Here is a 13,218-nt window from a genome sequence, read left to right on the forward strand (position 1 = left end):
CTGTAACGGTGCACCATGGCGAATCAGTTTCCACCCCCACTCCTATTCATGCCCGGAGCGGTCTGTTCATCGTGTTCGAAGGCGGCGACGGCGCCGGCAAGTCCACTCAAGCCGCACTTCTTGCCTCTCGGCTAGAGCGCGCGGACCGCCACGTTCTGCGCACGCGCGAACCTGGCGGAACCGTAGTGGGCGAAAAGCTCCGCGGGCTCATTCTTGATCACGGCAATGGAACCGTGGACGCCCGCACCGAAGCTCTCATGTTCGCGGCTTCCCGTGCTGCACACGTAGAACAAGTCCTGCTACCAGCTCTTAACGAGGGCACGGACGTCATTTGCGATCGCTACATTGATTCATCCGTTGCCTACCAAGGCGTGGGCCGCGGATTGGGCACGGACAAGGTTCTTGCCCTCAACACGTGGGCGACGTCCGGACTGGTTCCAGATCTCACGGTGCTCTTGGACATTGATCCAGTGGCCGGCCGCGCTCGCCGCTTGCGAGATAACGCCACGGAAGACCGCCTCGAATCCGAGCCTGACGAGTTCCATGCCAGCATTCGTGCCGCCTTCCGCGCCTTGGCGGACGCTTCGCCAGAGCGCTATTTGGTCCTCAACGCTCTCGATGATTCCGTAGCGCTCGAAAAGCAGATCTACGCGCGCGTAAAGAAGCTGCTGGAAACGCATCCCGGCCACGCGGCTAACCAACACCCGAACGGTTCCGCATGAGCGTTTGGGACGATCTTCCAGGACAAGAACACGCAGTAGAGCAATTGCGCCGGGCAGCCGAGAGCGGCTCGCCTACTCATGCGTGGCTCATGACGGGCCCTCCGGGGTCTGGCCGCTCTAATGCAGCGCGCGCTTTTGCCGCCGCACTGCTGTGTGAAAACACGAGTGGCAACCTCGGCTGCGGAGAATGCTCCGCGTGCCGCACGGTTCTGGCTGACTCGAATCCTGACGTCTCCACGGTGGTGACGGAAAACGTCACCTACATGATCGAGGACGTACGCGAGCTCATCACGAAGGCTCAAGACCGCCCGGCTTCTGGCAAGTGGCGCGTGATCATCATGGAGGATGCGGACCGCATGACGGAACGCACCACCAACGTGCTCCTCAAGGCCATCGAAGAGCCACCGCCACATTCCTTGTGGATCCTGTGCGCGCCGAGTCCCGCCGACGTGCTGGTGACCATCCGTTCGCGTTGCCGCAATGTGAATCTTCGTGTGCCATCTCGTGAATCCGTGACGGAGCTGCTCATTCGCCGCGATGGCCTCTCCCCCGAACAAGCGGACTTCGCCGCTCGGGTGAGCCAGGGTCACATTGGCATTGCTCGTCGTCTGGCGCGCTCGGAAGAAACCCGGAAGCGCCGCGAGACCACGGTCCGCATTCCTTTTGCACTCAAGACAGCCTCGGATGCCGTCCGTGCTGCCGGAACACTCGTTGACCTTGCCACGGCCGAAGCCACCTCGTCCGCGGATGATCGCGCTGCTGAAGAAGAGCGTGGCCTACGTACGGCGTTTGGCATCGGTGCGGACGCCACCATCCCGCCGCAGCTTCGCTCCCAGTTCAAGCAGATCGAAGAGACGCGCAAGCGCCGCGCACGTCGAGGCATCCACGACTCGTTGGACCGCTCACTACTGGACGTCGCGACGGTGTATCGCGACGTGCTGACGCTGCAGCTGGAGACCAACGAAGAGCTCATCAACGAGCACATGCGCGAACCTCTCCAAGACTTTGCAGACAAAGCGCAGCCCACCGAGACTCTCGCTCGCATCGACGCGATCGGTCTGGCTCGCCACCACATTGCAGCTAACGTGAATCCACTCATGGCCGTCGAAGCCATGATGGTCGCCCTGATTTCTCACCACTCGAATTACCCGGCATCCAGAGGAGCCCGTTCGTGACAAAGACCCGACTCAAGCTGGCCGCCTTGCTCGCAAGCGTGGCCCTTGCCTTGACCGCGTGCGTACCCGGAACCTCGTCCCCCACGCAGGGTGGAGCGTCCGGAACGGCTACTACGACGGCGCAAGCTGCGGCGTCGTCCTTGCCGGCGGCTCCCGCAGGGCTTGAGGCGTACTACGGACAGAAGCCCGAGTGGGCGAAGTGCGGAAATCTTGAATGCGCCACGGTGGAAGTACCGATGGATTACGCGAATCCGGGCGGCAAGCGCATCAAGATCGCCGTCAATCGGCTCAAGGCAACCGGCGACGCTCAAGGTTCCGTTCTCGTGAATCCCGGCGGACCCGGCGCTTCCGGCGTGGATTTGGTAGCCACCGGCAGTGCGATGTTCAGCACCACGTTGAAGAAGAACTTCAATATTGTGGGCTTTGATCCGCGTGGTGTTTCGCAGTCCGAGCCGGTGAAATGTCTGACTGACAAGGAACGCGACGAAGCGGCCCAAGACAACGTAGGTCCAGAGAAGACCACCGAGTACATGGATCACGTGGAGAAGTCCGTCAAGGAATACACCGCGAAGTGCAAAGAGAACTCCGGCGAAATTCTCTCCTTCATGGACACGCAATCCTCCGCGCGCGACCTCGACATTCTGCGTGACGCCATGGGCGACGCCAAGCTGAACTACCTCGGCTATTCCTACGGAACCAAGCTCGGCTCCACGTACGCAGGACTGTTCCAGCAGAACACGGGACGTCTAGTGCTCGACGGCGCCATGGATCCTTCCTTGGACGAAAGCGCGCTGACGATCGGCCAAGCCAAAGGCTTCGAAAAGGCGATTACCGCGTACTTGCAAGACTGCCTCAAGCAACCAAACAACTGCCCTTTTGATGGCACCGTGGATGACGCGCGTGAACAGTTGATGGTGCTCATGGACTCCGTAGTTGAGGCTCCGGTCCCCACCAACTCAGGACGCGAAGTTTCCATCACGCAGTTTGTCAACGGATTTATCACGCCGTTCTACGAGGATTCGCTGTGGCCCATGCTGACCATGGCGCTCAACGACATACTGAATGACGACAACGGTGACACCCTGTTGGCTCTCGCGGATGCCTCGGCCGGCCGCGAAGACAACGGGAAGTACAAAGGCAACCAAGAGGATGCTTTCAACGCCGTGAACTGCTTGGATTACACGCGCGGCACGACTCGCGAAGAAATGCTCAAAGAATACGACGAGCTTGAAAAGGCATCGCCGATCCTCGGCAAGTACCTCGCCTTCGGCGGGTTCATGTGCGACTCCTGGCCGGTAGCCGAAAAGGGCACGCCAGCTCCGGCCTCTGCAGACAACGCGGCTTCGATCGTCATCATCGGCACCACCGGTGACCCAGCAACGCCATACGAATGGGCGCAGGCGCTGCGCAAGCAGCTCAAGACCTCAACCTTGGTGACCTACGAGGGCCAGGGCCACACGGCCTACGGCCGCTCGAACAGCTGCATCTCCGAAGCCGTGGACAAGTACTTCGTGGAAGGCACCGTCCCGCAGGACGGGCTGAAGTGCTAACGCTGCAAAGAACTGACCAAGCCTCGAATCAGGCCACGCCTGCAGAAGTAAACCTCTCGTAGGCCAGCTCCAGAAGATCCCGTCGCGGTTGTTCCTTCTTATTCTCCGGGAGCTTCATGAGCTTGCTGTCATGAAGCTCCTTGAGTCCGTGCTGCAACATAGGTCCGTCGATTTCTTCCAGCAGATCTGGTCGAATCTTGACGACGAAGTCCGGAGTCACGCCCAGAATATTTGAGTCGAAAGCCGCATGGTGGATCTTGCACAGCGCCATTCCATTCACGACCGAAGCGATGCCAAGGTCATGCCGATCCGGCATGATGTGCGCTGCGTCAAGCAGCTGATAGTGCCCCAGATTGCAGACCGCGCATCTCGTTTCATATGCCCGCAGTACAGCTGCACGGAAGACCGGCTGGTGAAGTCGGACCGTCGTCTCCGTGCGAAGGTAGCGACGGATCGTTTCCTGGATCGGGCTTTCTTGACCGACGACATCTGGGATGATCGCAGCCGAGTCCATGGGAGCAACGACGAAGCGCTGGAGATGCGGCTCCTCGTCCACCAGAAAGACGGGTGCGACCACTTGATACCGAGCTGGCGATCGGCCAATTCCAACGAACCAGATCATCGGCAACTGCCGTTTCATGGACTCGCGGAGGGCAACGTTCGTGAAGAGGAATGGATCGTCGCCTTCCCACATGTAGCGTGGCAATCCGTCGGCACCGATTTCGTCTTCGTACGGTCGCTCTTTGCCCGGCTCACGGAAAGTCGTCACGATGGTCAGCGCACCAACAAATCCTTTGGGTCGCCAGATTCCTCGGGACTGGTCGATGAGGCGGAATCTCTCGCCTTCAAACCTGAATTCAGCGATTTCTTCACGGGTCAGAGGGAGCCGTCCGTTATCGGTCACCATGGACAGCCATTCAATAGCTTCGAGGCGAAGCTTGTTTTCTCTGTCCGCCGAGGTCGCCACAGCCCGCCTTTTCAAAAACTTTGATGCGGAAAATCTCTGCACCCAAACGTCATGTTCCCGGCAGCCTATCCCGTTTTGACCGAACTGCACAGGATCAAGTAAAGTTATTTCTCGCGGCCACGGCCGCTCAGCCTCAATAGCTCAGTCGGTAGAGCGTTTCACTCGTAATGAAAAGGTCGCCAGTTCGATTCTGGCTTGAGGCTCCATAGAAGCCCCGGGATAGCGAACGGATCCCGGGGTTTCGACCTTTAACAAGCCATTTCTAAAAGTCCCGTTATTCGGACTCTGGCTCTTCTTCTCGGCGCAATCCCCCCATGTCATAGACACGGAACATCAGCGCATTCTCCACGCCGGTTGCTTTGCCTTGCTCCGCGAGCATCGGCGGAATGAAATCCTCCGGCTTCGGATGACCCTTCACGTGGGCCAGATACGCCTTGTGACAGTTCAAAGACGCCACGGCCGCATCCACATCTGCCGAGGTCAGCTCTACGAAGTGCGTCGGCCGATCACTGCCCGTGACCAAGATGGCGTTGACGTGCCACTTAGGCAGGTTCTCCTCCTCGTAGAGCTCCCGGAAGCACCAGTCGTTGTCGGCATCGCGAACAGCATCCAACGTCGCCAAGGAAGCGGCGCGATGGTCTGCTTGGTTGAGCGATCCGTACGCTTCGACGTCGTACGGCCCAATCACCACCACATTCGGCTTGAACTGGCGAACGTAACGAGCAATGTCCTTGCGCAACGAAAGCGAGTACTCCACCGCACCATCCGGATAATCCAGGACTTCAAGGTGGGAAACACCCACTTCGCGGCACGCATCCTGCTGCTCTCTCAACCGCAGCGGACCCACAACGTCCGGCGCATCCGCCATACCCGCTTCACCGGCCGTGAGCTGCAAATAGTGCACTTCCGCACCCGCAGCCACCCACTGGTGAACGGCGGCGCTGGTGCCGTACTCGTTGTCGTCAGGATGCGCGGCCACACACAGCACACGCTCGATATTTTCAGTTGGCAACCGCTGAAATTCACTCATACCGCGAGCCTACGTGGCGCGGCCGTTAAGCGTAAGTGTGAAGACAACTAGGGCTGACCTCGGACATCACAAAAATACCCCTCGGCGCCAGCCCCGAAAGGCGGCCCCGAGGGGTATCAGAAGCGTCAGGCTTACTCGAAGTTAGCGGTCAGCGGGTCAGCGCCAACGCGGCCTTCGGTGTCCTTGTCCAAAGCGTCGATCAGCGCGATGTCCTCTGCGGACAGCTTCACGTTGACGGCCTCGAAGTTCTCGCGGATGCGGGAAGAGGTCACGGACTTCGGGATCACTACGAAGCCCTTGGCGAGGTGCCATGCGATGACAACCTGCGCTGGCGTTGCGCCGACGCGTGCGCCGATTTCCGCGAACACTGGCTCGTCCAGAAGGCCCTTGCCGGAACCCAGAGGCGAGTAGGACTCGTGGAGGATGTTGTGCTTGGCTTCGTAGGCTGCGAGTTCACGCTGCTGGAAGTGCGGGTGCGTTTCCACCTGGTGGATAACGGGAGAAACGCCGGTTTCAGCGACGATCTCGTCCAGCGCCTGGGTGGAGAAGTTGGAGACACCAATGGACTTCACGCGGCCCTGCTTCTGCAGTTCCACGAGGGCCTTCCAGGTGTCTACGTACTGGTTCTTGGCCGGCACCATCCAGTGGATGAGCAAGAGGTCAAGAGTGTCCAGGCCCAAACGCTCCATCGAGGCGTCGAAAGCGCGCAATGCGTTGTCGTAGCCGTGATCTGCGTTCCAGATCTTGGTGGTGATGAAGAGTTCGTCGCGGGCGATTCCGGAGGACGCGATAGCGCGGCCTACGCCTGCTTCGTTGCCGTAGATGCGGGCGGTATCGATGTGGCGGTAGCCAACTTCGAAAGCCTCGCCGACAACGCGCTCGGCGACGTCGTCTTCTACGCGCCATACGCCGTAGCCCAGCTGCGGGATGGAACGTCCGTCAGAGAAGGTGAGATTTGGGGATGTCAGTTCACTCATAGGTTCATGATGCCAGTTCTTTGAGCTTGGCTTCTGCACGCTCCACGCCGCCCGCCACGGCCGCTACCCGGCGGCGGACGTTCTGAGCCGGCACACTTTCCGCGGAATCTAGGGGATTAAGTACGACGCCGCCGCTTGAGTTATCGAGCGAAGCCATCGCTAGTGCCTGGGCGGCTTGGGCGAGGTCGTTCGCAGTGTGCGAAAGTTCGCGGTGAATCTGCACGCCTTCGCCGGGGATATTGTTCTCGTCGCTAGGCCACTTCGCTTGAGCGTTCACGCAGATGGAACGCACCCGCGGCAAGAGGTCCGCACACTCGTTAGCGAGGGCGACCATGGAGTTGTGGAATGCGTGGTCATCCGTGCTGGATGAGTCCTGCTCCAAGATCTGATGGAATCGGTCCAACGCGCGCACATAGCGGTCATGGGCGCGACGCCACACGCCGTTCCCGAGTTCTTTGTTGTCTTTCCGATGCGCCCGCCAAGCGCTGAAAACTCCATCTCCCATGCAAACAAGCATTTCATGTCCGCAGAGAGCGCAGGAAACTAGGGGTTATAGGACATTAAAGTGTGTCTGATGGGGCTTGGTTGCCTTTATCGGCGCGGCTAAACGGGTGTTGGCATACTTTTCGTTGTTTATTCGGGAAGCGTGGTTGACAACGAGCGTTTATGCGTCCTGTGTGGTGGCGGGCTGAAAAGGAACGGTTCCACGAGTGCTGGAGCTACCAGGTATCGCTGTAAATCGTGTGGCGCGAGTAGTTCTGAACGGATACAACGCGTCGACGTGCGTCGACGCCACGAGCTCTCCCGATTCCTGGAATGGCTGCTGGGAAACAAGACTCAATCCCAAGTCGCTCAGGGCGTGGATCCACGCTCGTTTCGTCGCTCCACACACTGGTGCTGGAACATTACTCCCGCGATCGAGGTCACCGGAGAGATCTATCCGGAAGTCCAGCTCGACGGCATCTATCTCGGTTCCTGGTGTTGCTTGATCGCGATCGCTGGCGAACACGTCATCGGTTATCAATGGTGTGACACGGAAAAACGCGTGGCGTGGGAACAGCTCCTAACTCGTTTCCCCGCACCAGATTTGGTCGTGATTGATGGTGGTTCCGGGCTGGCATCCGCGCTGAAACATTGCTGGCCCGAGACCCCTGTTCAACGCTGCCTGGTGCATATTCAACGCAACGTGCGCGTGCTGATCACGATGCGCCCCCGCACGACCGCGGGCCGCGAACTACGGGCTATTTCCCTTGCCCTGACACGGATCACGAGCCAGGATCAAGCGCGTGCATGGCTACTTGCACTCAACCAGTGGCACGGAAAACATCACCAGATGCTGAACGAGAAAACCTACCGTTCGCACCACCGTGGTTCGCTGCCGCAAAGCGTGAGGCCGCACCAGCGCTGGTGGTTCACACACGACCGGCTACGCAAGGCCTACCAACTCCTCGAGCGCGCCAGCCAACAAGAAGTCCTGTTCACCTATCTCAAAGACGAGCACCGCTCACGGAACGCCTCATCAACAACGAACAGGATCGAAGGAGGCATCAACGCGCAGCTACGCAATCTTCTACGCAACCATCGCGGACTGACCCCTGAGCACGCTAAACGAGCCGTGGAATGGTTCCTCTACAAGCACTCCCAGAACCCAGCACCAGCCCACCAACTCATCAAAAAAGAACACTACGAGCCCGTCGCCTACACGCAAGAAATCGAGGAACACATCGGACCCGCAGAACTCGGAACAGGACTCAACGCAAACGAAGGACTCTGGCACCGAAAAGGATGGGCCGGCCGCGCCTCCTAAAAAGACACGCCCGACCCAGACACACATTTATGTCCTATAACCCGAAACTAGTTAACGCAAAACGGGCCCCACTTCAACAAATTGCGAAGTGGAGCCCGTTCTCATGCGAGTGATATTTGATTATTGCTGATACTCAGCAATTTATGTGGGATTTAGCAGCAACGTCCTTGCGGGTTGTCGTCTTGCCATTTGTTGTAATCCCGCCACCACTGCTTTTCGGTCATCGGCTCTTCGCCCGGATGACTCTTTGCGTGGTGTTCCAAATACCCTTTGTACTTGTCCCCCGTGAGGACACCCTCGAAGTACCCCGAGAGCGCTTTGGCACCGGCCTTGAGGGACGTGGTGCTTCCGCGGAATATCTCTCCGACAGACATGAGTGGTCTCCTTGACGAGTGGTGGATTAGTGCTTCGAGATCTTTGGCTGCAGTTCAGCCGGAAGGCTGGACCACTGCTTCTCGAGTTCCTTCTCCGAAGGGCTCGAGATGAGTCCAGCCGGAGCGTACATGCGGGACTCGACCACCGGATCTTCACTGTCAACACCGCGGCCGTTCGGGAAGCTACGGATAGTGGCAATGATGGCGGTGATGATCACGATCAGCGTCAGAACCAAGAAGACAATCGACAGCGTGCCCTGGACCGTGGTGTTTCGAACCACGGCTTCCATAGCGGCAACGGTCTTTGCCGTGCCGAAGCTTTCCTTGCCTTCAGCGAGAGCCTTGCTGAACGCGGCATTCTGCGCCCAGTAACCAATAGCTGGTACTGGCGAGAAGATCTTGTACAGCGAAGCCACCGTGGTGACGACCGTGGCGAATGCGAGAGGCAAAATCACAACCCAGAGGTGCTTGAAGTTGCCGCGGCGAGCCACGATTGCCATGACCACTGCGAGCGCGAGTGCTGCCAGCAGCTGGTTAGCGATACCGAAGAGAGGGAAGAAGGTGTTGATGCCGCCCAGTGGGTCAGTCACACCCAGGATGAGGATGTAACCCCAACCTGCCACCATGATCGCGGTACAAATCCACGCACCCAAACGCCATGAGGTGTCCTTGAACTTCGGGATGAAGTTGCCCAAGGTGTCCTGGAGCATGAAGCGAGCAACACGGGTACCGGCGTCCACTGCGGTCAGGATGAAGAGAGCCTCGAACATGATGGCGAAGTGGTACCAGAAGCCCATGAGCGCGGTTCCGCCGAACCACTGGTTCATGATGTGTGCAATACCCACAGCAAGGGTTGGAGCGCCACCGGTACGGGACACGATGGATTCTTCACCCACGTTGTGGGCCAGATCCGTGAGCATGGTCGGAGACAAATTCACTCCGGTCAGGCCCAAGGAGTTCACGAATGCCACAGCACCTTCAACGGTGCCGCCGGTGGCTGCAGCCGAGGAGTTCATGGCGAAGTAGATGCCGCGGTCAATGGAGATAGCAGCAACCAAAGCCATGATGGCCACGAAGGACTCCATGAGCATGCCGCCGTAACCCAAAAAGCGGGTCTGGCGTTCCTTCTCCACGAGCTTCGGGGTAGTTCCGGAAGAGATCAACGCGTGGAAGCCGGACAAGGCGCCACAAGCGATGGTCACGAACAAGAACGGGAAGAGCGGACCGGCAACAACCGGGCCATCCGTGCGCGTTGCGTATTCAGAGAAGGCTGGCACGGAGATTTCCGGGCGAACCACAATGATTGCGAGCGCGAGCAGAACGATCACGCCGATCTTCATGAACGTGGACAAGTAGTCGCGAGGTGCCAGCAAGAGCCACACCGGCAATACTGCAGCAATGAAGCCGTAGATGATGATGCCCCAGGCAATGACCGGGCGGTCCAAGTGGAAGAGGGCTGCGCCCCATTCGGACTCAGCAACCCAGCGTCCGGAGATGATCGCGAACATCAGCAGCGCGAAGCCGATGATGGAAACTTCCATGATCTTGCCCGGGCGGATGTAACGCAGGTAGATGCCCATGAACAGAGCGATCGGGATGGTCAAAGCCACCGAGTAGACGCCCCAAGCAGATTCTCCCAAAGCGTTGACCACCACGAGGGCGAGGATCGCCACGATGATGATCATGATGGTCAGCGTTGCCAAGAGAGCAGCGGTTCCGCCGATGAGTCCAAGCTCTTCACGAGCCATCTGGCCGAGTGAACGGCCGCCACGGCGCATCGAGAAGAACATGACCAGGTAGTCCTGAACGGCTCCGGCCAGGATCACACCGATGATGATCCACAACGTGCCCGGAAGGTAACCAAGCTGCGCAGCCAAGACGGGGCCCACCAATGGACCTGCGCCTGCGATGGCAGCGAAGTGGTGACCAAACAGCACGCGGCGGTCGGTCGGCATGAAGTCTTTGCCGTTGGACTTGTACTCGGCGGGCGTCGCACGGAAGTCGTCCGGCTTGGCGACCTTGCGCTCGATGTACTTCGAGTAGAAACGGTAAGCAATCAGATAAGTAGCAACTGCGGCGAAAACGAACCAAATAGCGTTGATCGTTTCACCGCGTGAAATGGCAAGGACGCCCCAGGAAATGCCGCCAACGAGGGCAATAGCCACCCAGATAGCGATTTTCGCGGGAGTCCACTTTTTTTCCTCAGCCTCGAGGACTTCAGGATCAACGCCAGCTGGTGGCAATTGAACCTGCGATGTTGGTGTGCTCACGACACTCCTCAGATCAGGTGATGTGATGAATTTGTGTGTGCGTTGCCGTGTCTGATCCCCTAGACACGGTGGCAACTACATCTCTGAGAGTACGCCAGTGATTACCGACTGGTCGATAAATAAGAGACGGAAGTAGTTATTTTCCGAGTTATGTGATCGTCAACAGAACCTTTCCACGGAATTCCCCTGACTCGAAGTATTCGTGCGCAGCAACGGCATCCTCGAGGGCAAAGGTCTTATCGACGGGAACGGACACCTCACCGGATTCGATGAGCGGCCACACATGACGAAGAGTTTCAGCAACGATCTCCGCTTTCGCCTCGAGCGACCGCGAGCGCAGCGTGGTTCCTTGGATGGAGAGTCGGCGGCTGAGCACTTGCCCCATGTCCAGTTCGGCGGTGCGGCCACCGAGGAGTCCAATAACCACCATGCGCCCCTCGAGCGCCAGAGATGCGACGTTCTGCGCTAGGTACTTGGCACCCACCACATCCAGAATCACGTCCGCGCCGTGGCCGTCGGTGATTTCCTGAATGCGCTGCGAAAAATCCTCTTCGCGGTAGTTGATACCCGCGACCGCTCCCAGCTGCAGCGCGTATTCGAGCTTCTCGGCAGAACTACCCGTCACGATCGGCTTCGCGCCCAGCGCTTTGCACACCTGAACCGCCATGGTCCCGATGCCTCCCGATGCCCCGTGAATGAGCACCCACTCCCCCGAACTGACTTTCGCGGTCATGCCGAGGTTGGACCACACGGTCGCCGCAACTTCGGGCAGAGCCGCCGCTTCCACCAAACTAACCTTGGCCGGCACCGGAAATAGCTGGCCCACGGGAACCACCGCATATTCCGCATAGCCGCCGCCGGTCAGCAGCGCGCAGACTTGAGCGGCGTCGTCGTACTCAGTAACGCCGGGGCCGCGCGAAACGATAGTCCCGGAAATTTCGAGGCCCGGAATGTCCGAGGCTCCCGGTGGTGGAGGATAGAAGCCCTTGCGCTGTTGCGAATCCGCGCGATTCAGGCCCGCAGCGGCAACCTTCACCAGCACCTCGCCGGGGCCGGGTTGCGGAACGGGCCGCTCCACCACGCGGATCACGTCCGGTCCCCCACTCGCGGAAAATTCAACGGCTTTCATGGAGACGGGGATCATGCGGGGCCCTTCCGTTCAGTTCAGAGATTACGACGACGCCAGCTGACGTACGCTTCAAATCGACATCGTCAGCGATATTCACTACAGTAATTGGGCTGGATGGTTGTCCGAGCGGCCGAAGGAGCTAGTCTTGAAAACTAGTGTGCGGTAACCCCGTACCAAGGGTTCAAATCCCTTACCATCCGCGTTTGAATGCTCTGAAATTTCGTTGATTCGAGGTTTCAGAGCATTCGTTTTTAACAGCCTAACTAGTCTCTCTTATTCATTGCTTTGCGCACTTGGAGCGTGAAGAATGTGCTGGTCAGCTCTTCCTTACCTTTCTCGAAAGACGGTTTCATTGTGGAAGTTAGCAACATCAAACCAGGCCATCCCATTTGGGCAGATCTTGTCAGCACAAACCTTGAGGCAAGCAAGAGGTTTTATGGTGAACTTTTTGGTTGGACCTACGGGGGTTCCGAAGACGAATACGGCAATTACACCACGGCATTCTTGAACGGAAAGCGCGTGGCTGCGCTCTACCCACATGTCCCCGATATGGGCGGTGTGCCCAACGTGTGGACCGTCTACCTCGCTACTACCGATATCCACGAGACTGCCGCCAAGGTAGAAGCGGCCGGCGGCACGTCCTTGTACCCACCGATGCACGTTGAGCCTTACGGCTGGATGGGCGGATTCCAGTCGCCTGGCGGCGAAATGGTAGGCGCTTGGCAGCCAGAGTCCCATCCGGGGTTTGAAGTGCTCGCCGAACCAGGCGCCATCATGTGGCTCGAAGCAATCACCAAGGACTTCGGGGCCGCTAAAACCTTTTACGAGGCAGCCTTCGGGTGGACCACGGACATCATGAGTGACACGGAGGAATTCCGGTACGCCACGTTGGAGCGCGGCGACGAAGCTACCGCGGGCTTGATGGACGGATCCATGTTCTTGGAAGATGCGGTGCCAGGTTTCTGGCAGATCTACATCAACGTAGAAAGCGTGGACGAGACGGTAGCGAAGCTGGAGTCCTTGGGCGGATCCGTCGTGGAAGCTGCCGCTGATACCAACTTTGGACGCATCGCTTTCGTCACCGATTCCACCGGTGCACGATTCCGTTTGCATCAGCACGTTGAGGGTGCAACCTACGAACCGGATACTGCTGAGTAGTCTCTAAAATTCGTGGCCCGCTGGCTAGACATTTCGCGTTTTGGCTAGTCAGCGGCCCC

At 58.7% G+C, this 13,218-nt stretch carries 12 protein-coding genes and 2 tRNA genes; 7 read left to right on the forward strand and 7 right to left on the reverse strand.

Annotated elements, in window-relative coordinates:
* The first annotated feature begins 8 nt into the window (after window positions 1-8).
* From tmk to BKA12_RS07770, 3 genes are read left to right on the forward strand one after another with little or no spacing between them, the layout of a single operon-like run.
* On the forward strand, window positions 9-722 hold the full coding sequence (gene tmk / locus BKA12_RS07760) for a dTMP kinase (RefSeq protein WP_338087466.1): 714 nt from the start codon (window positions 9-11) through the stop codon (window positions 720-722).
* Window positions 719-1,897: a DNA polymerase III subunit delta' gene (locus BKA12_RS07765; RefSeq protein WP_183642200.1), complete on the forward strand. Its 1,179-nt coding sequence runs from the start codon at window positions 719-721 to the stop codon at window positions 1,895-1,897. Before tmk ends, BKA12_RS07765 begins: the two co-directional genes overlap by 4 nt.
* Entirely contained in the window at window positions 1,894-3,447 is a 1,554-nt protein-coding gene (locus tag BKA12_RS07770) for an alpha/beta hydrolase (RefSeq protein ID WP_338087467.1), read from the forward strand. Before BKA12_RS07765 ends, BKA12_RS07770 begins: the two co-directional genes overlap by 4 nt.
* Window positions 3,448-3,475: 28 nt before the next feature.
* On the opposite strand, the gene BKA12_RS07775 is transcribed toward BKA12_RS07770, so the two are convergent.
* Window positions 3,476-4,414 carry an HNH endonuclease gene (locus tag BKA12_RS07775; protein ID WP_338087468.1) on the reverse strand — a complete coding sequence of 313 codons (939 nt, stop codon included), beginning with the start codon at window positions 4,412-4,414 and terminating at the stop codon, window positions 3,476-3,478.
* A 130-nt stretch (window positions 4,415-4,544) separates the two neighbouring features.
* Between BKA12_RS07775 and BKA12_RS07780 the strand changes: the two genes are divergently transcribed.
* A tRNA-Thr gene (locus BKA12_RS07780) sits at window positions 4,545-4,620 on the forward strand.
* Between the two features lie 68 nt (window positions 4,621-4,688).
* Here the strand turns inward: BKA12_RS07780 and BKA12_RS07785 are convergent.
* From BKA12_RS07785 to BKA12_RS07795, 3 genes are all read right to left on the reverse strand, one after another.
* Window positions 4,689-5,444: a PIG-L deacetylase family protein gene (locus BKA12_RS07785; protein ID WP_183642203.1), complete on the reverse strand. Its 756-nt coding sequence runs from the start codon at window positions 5,442-5,444 to the stop codon at window positions 4,689-4,691.
* Between the two features lie 131 nt (window positions 5,445-5,575).
* The gene (locus BKA12_RS07790; RefSeq protein ID WP_183642206.1) at window positions 5,576-6,421 is read right to left on the reverse strand and encodes an aldo/keto reductase; all 846 of its coding nucleotides are present in this window, start codon (window positions 6,419-6,421) and stop codon (window positions 5,576-5,578) included.
* Window positions 6,422-6,425: 4 nt separating this feature from the next.
* Window positions 6,426-6,926, reverse strand: coding sequence for a hypothetical protein (locus BKA12_RS07795; RefSeq protein WP_183642209.1), 501 nt, complete (start codon window positions 6,924-6,926; stop codon window positions 6,426-6,428).
* 141 nt (window positions 6,927-7,067) lie between these two features.
* Here BKA12_RS07795 and BKA12_RS07800 point away from each other — a divergent pair, with 141 nt between their 5' ends.
* A complete protein-coding gene (locus BKA12_RS07800; RefSeq protein WP_183639812.1) occupies window positions 7,068-8,228 on the forward strand; it encodes an IS1249 family transposase in 1,161 nt (386 codons plus the stop codon).
* Window positions 8,229-8,380: 152 nt separating this feature from the next.
* Here the strand turns inward: BKA12_RS07800 and BKA12_RS07805 are convergent, their stop codons facing one another.
* The 3 genes from BKA12_RS07805 to BKA12_RS07815 all read right to left on the reverse strand — a co-directional run bounded on the left by BKA12_RS07805 (window position 8,381) and on the right by BKA12_RS07815 (window position 12,001).
* On the reverse strand, window positions 8,381-8,602 hold the full coding sequence (locus tag BKA12_RS07805) for a YbdD/YjiX family protein (RefSeq protein ID WP_183642212.1): 222 nt from the start codon (window positions 8,600-8,602) through the stop codon (window positions 8,381-8,383).
* 26 nt (window positions 8,603-8,628) lie between these two features.
* Window positions 8,629-10,872 (reverse strand): carbon starvation CstA family protein, encoded by a 2,244-nt coding sequence (locus BKA12_RS07810; RefSeq protein ID WP_338087469.1) that lies wholly within the window; start codon window positions 10,870-10,872, stop codon window positions 8,629-8,631.
* A 148-nt stretch (window positions 10,873-11,020) separates the two neighbouring features.
* A complete protein-coding gene (locus BKA12_RS07815; RefSeq protein WP_183644804.1) occupies window positions 11,021-12,001 on the reverse strand; it encodes an NAD(P)H-quinone oxidoreductase in 981 nt (326 codons plus the stop codon).
* A gap of 112 nt (window positions 12,002-12,113) precedes the next feature.
* Here BKA12_RS07815 and BKA12_RS07820 point away from each other — a divergent pair.
* Both BKA12_RS07820 and BKA12_RS12625 read left to right on the forward strand, forming a co-directional pair.
* Window positions 12,114-12,201 (forward strand) — tRNA-Ser (locus tag BKA12_RS07820).
* A 154-nt stretch (window positions 12,202-12,355) separates the two neighbouring features.
* The gene (locus tag BKA12_RS12625; protein ID WP_183642215.1) at window positions 12,356-13,159 is read left to right on the forward strand and encodes a VOC family protein; all 804 of its coding nucleotides are present in this window, start codon (window positions 12,356-12,358) and stop codon (window positions 13,157-13,159) included.
* Window positions 13,160-13,218 lie beyond the last annotated feature (59 nt).

It is taken from the genome of Neomicrococcus lactis (assembly GCF_014200305.1).
GTDB classification, from domain to species: domain Bacteria; phylum Actinomycetota; class Actinomycetes; order Actinomycetales; family Micrococcaceae; genus Neomicrococcus; species Neomicrococcus lactis.

What these genes read in the sequence shown, in the direction of transcription:
- BKA12_RS07765 (WP_183642200.1), top strand. Translation starts at nt 719, where the DNA reads ATGAGCGTTTGGGACGATCTTCCAGGACAAGAACACGCAGTAGAGCAA.
- BKA12_RS07785 (WP_183642203.1), bottom strand. Translation starts at nt 5,444, where the DNA reads ATGAGTGAATTTCAGCGGTTGCCAACTGAAAATATCGAGCGTGTGCTG.
- BKA12_RS07790 (WP_183642206.1), bottom strand. Translation starts at nt 6,421, where the DNA reads ATGAGTGAACTGACATCCCCAAATCTCACCTTCTCTGACGGACGTTCC.
- BKA12_RS07795 (WP_183642209.1), bottom strand. Translation starts at nt 6,926, where the DNA reads ATGGGAGATGGAGTTTTCAGCGCTTGGCGGGCGCATCGGAAAGACAAC.
- BKA12_RS07805 (WP_183642212.1), bottom strand. Translation starts at nt 8,602, where the DNA reads ATGTCTGTCGGAGAGATATTCCGCGGAAGCACCACGTCCCTCAAGGCC.
- BKA12_RS07815 (WP_183644804.1), bottom strand. Translation starts at nt 12,001, where the DNA reads ATGAAAGCCGTTGAATTTTCCGCGAGTGGGGGACCGGACGTGATCCGC.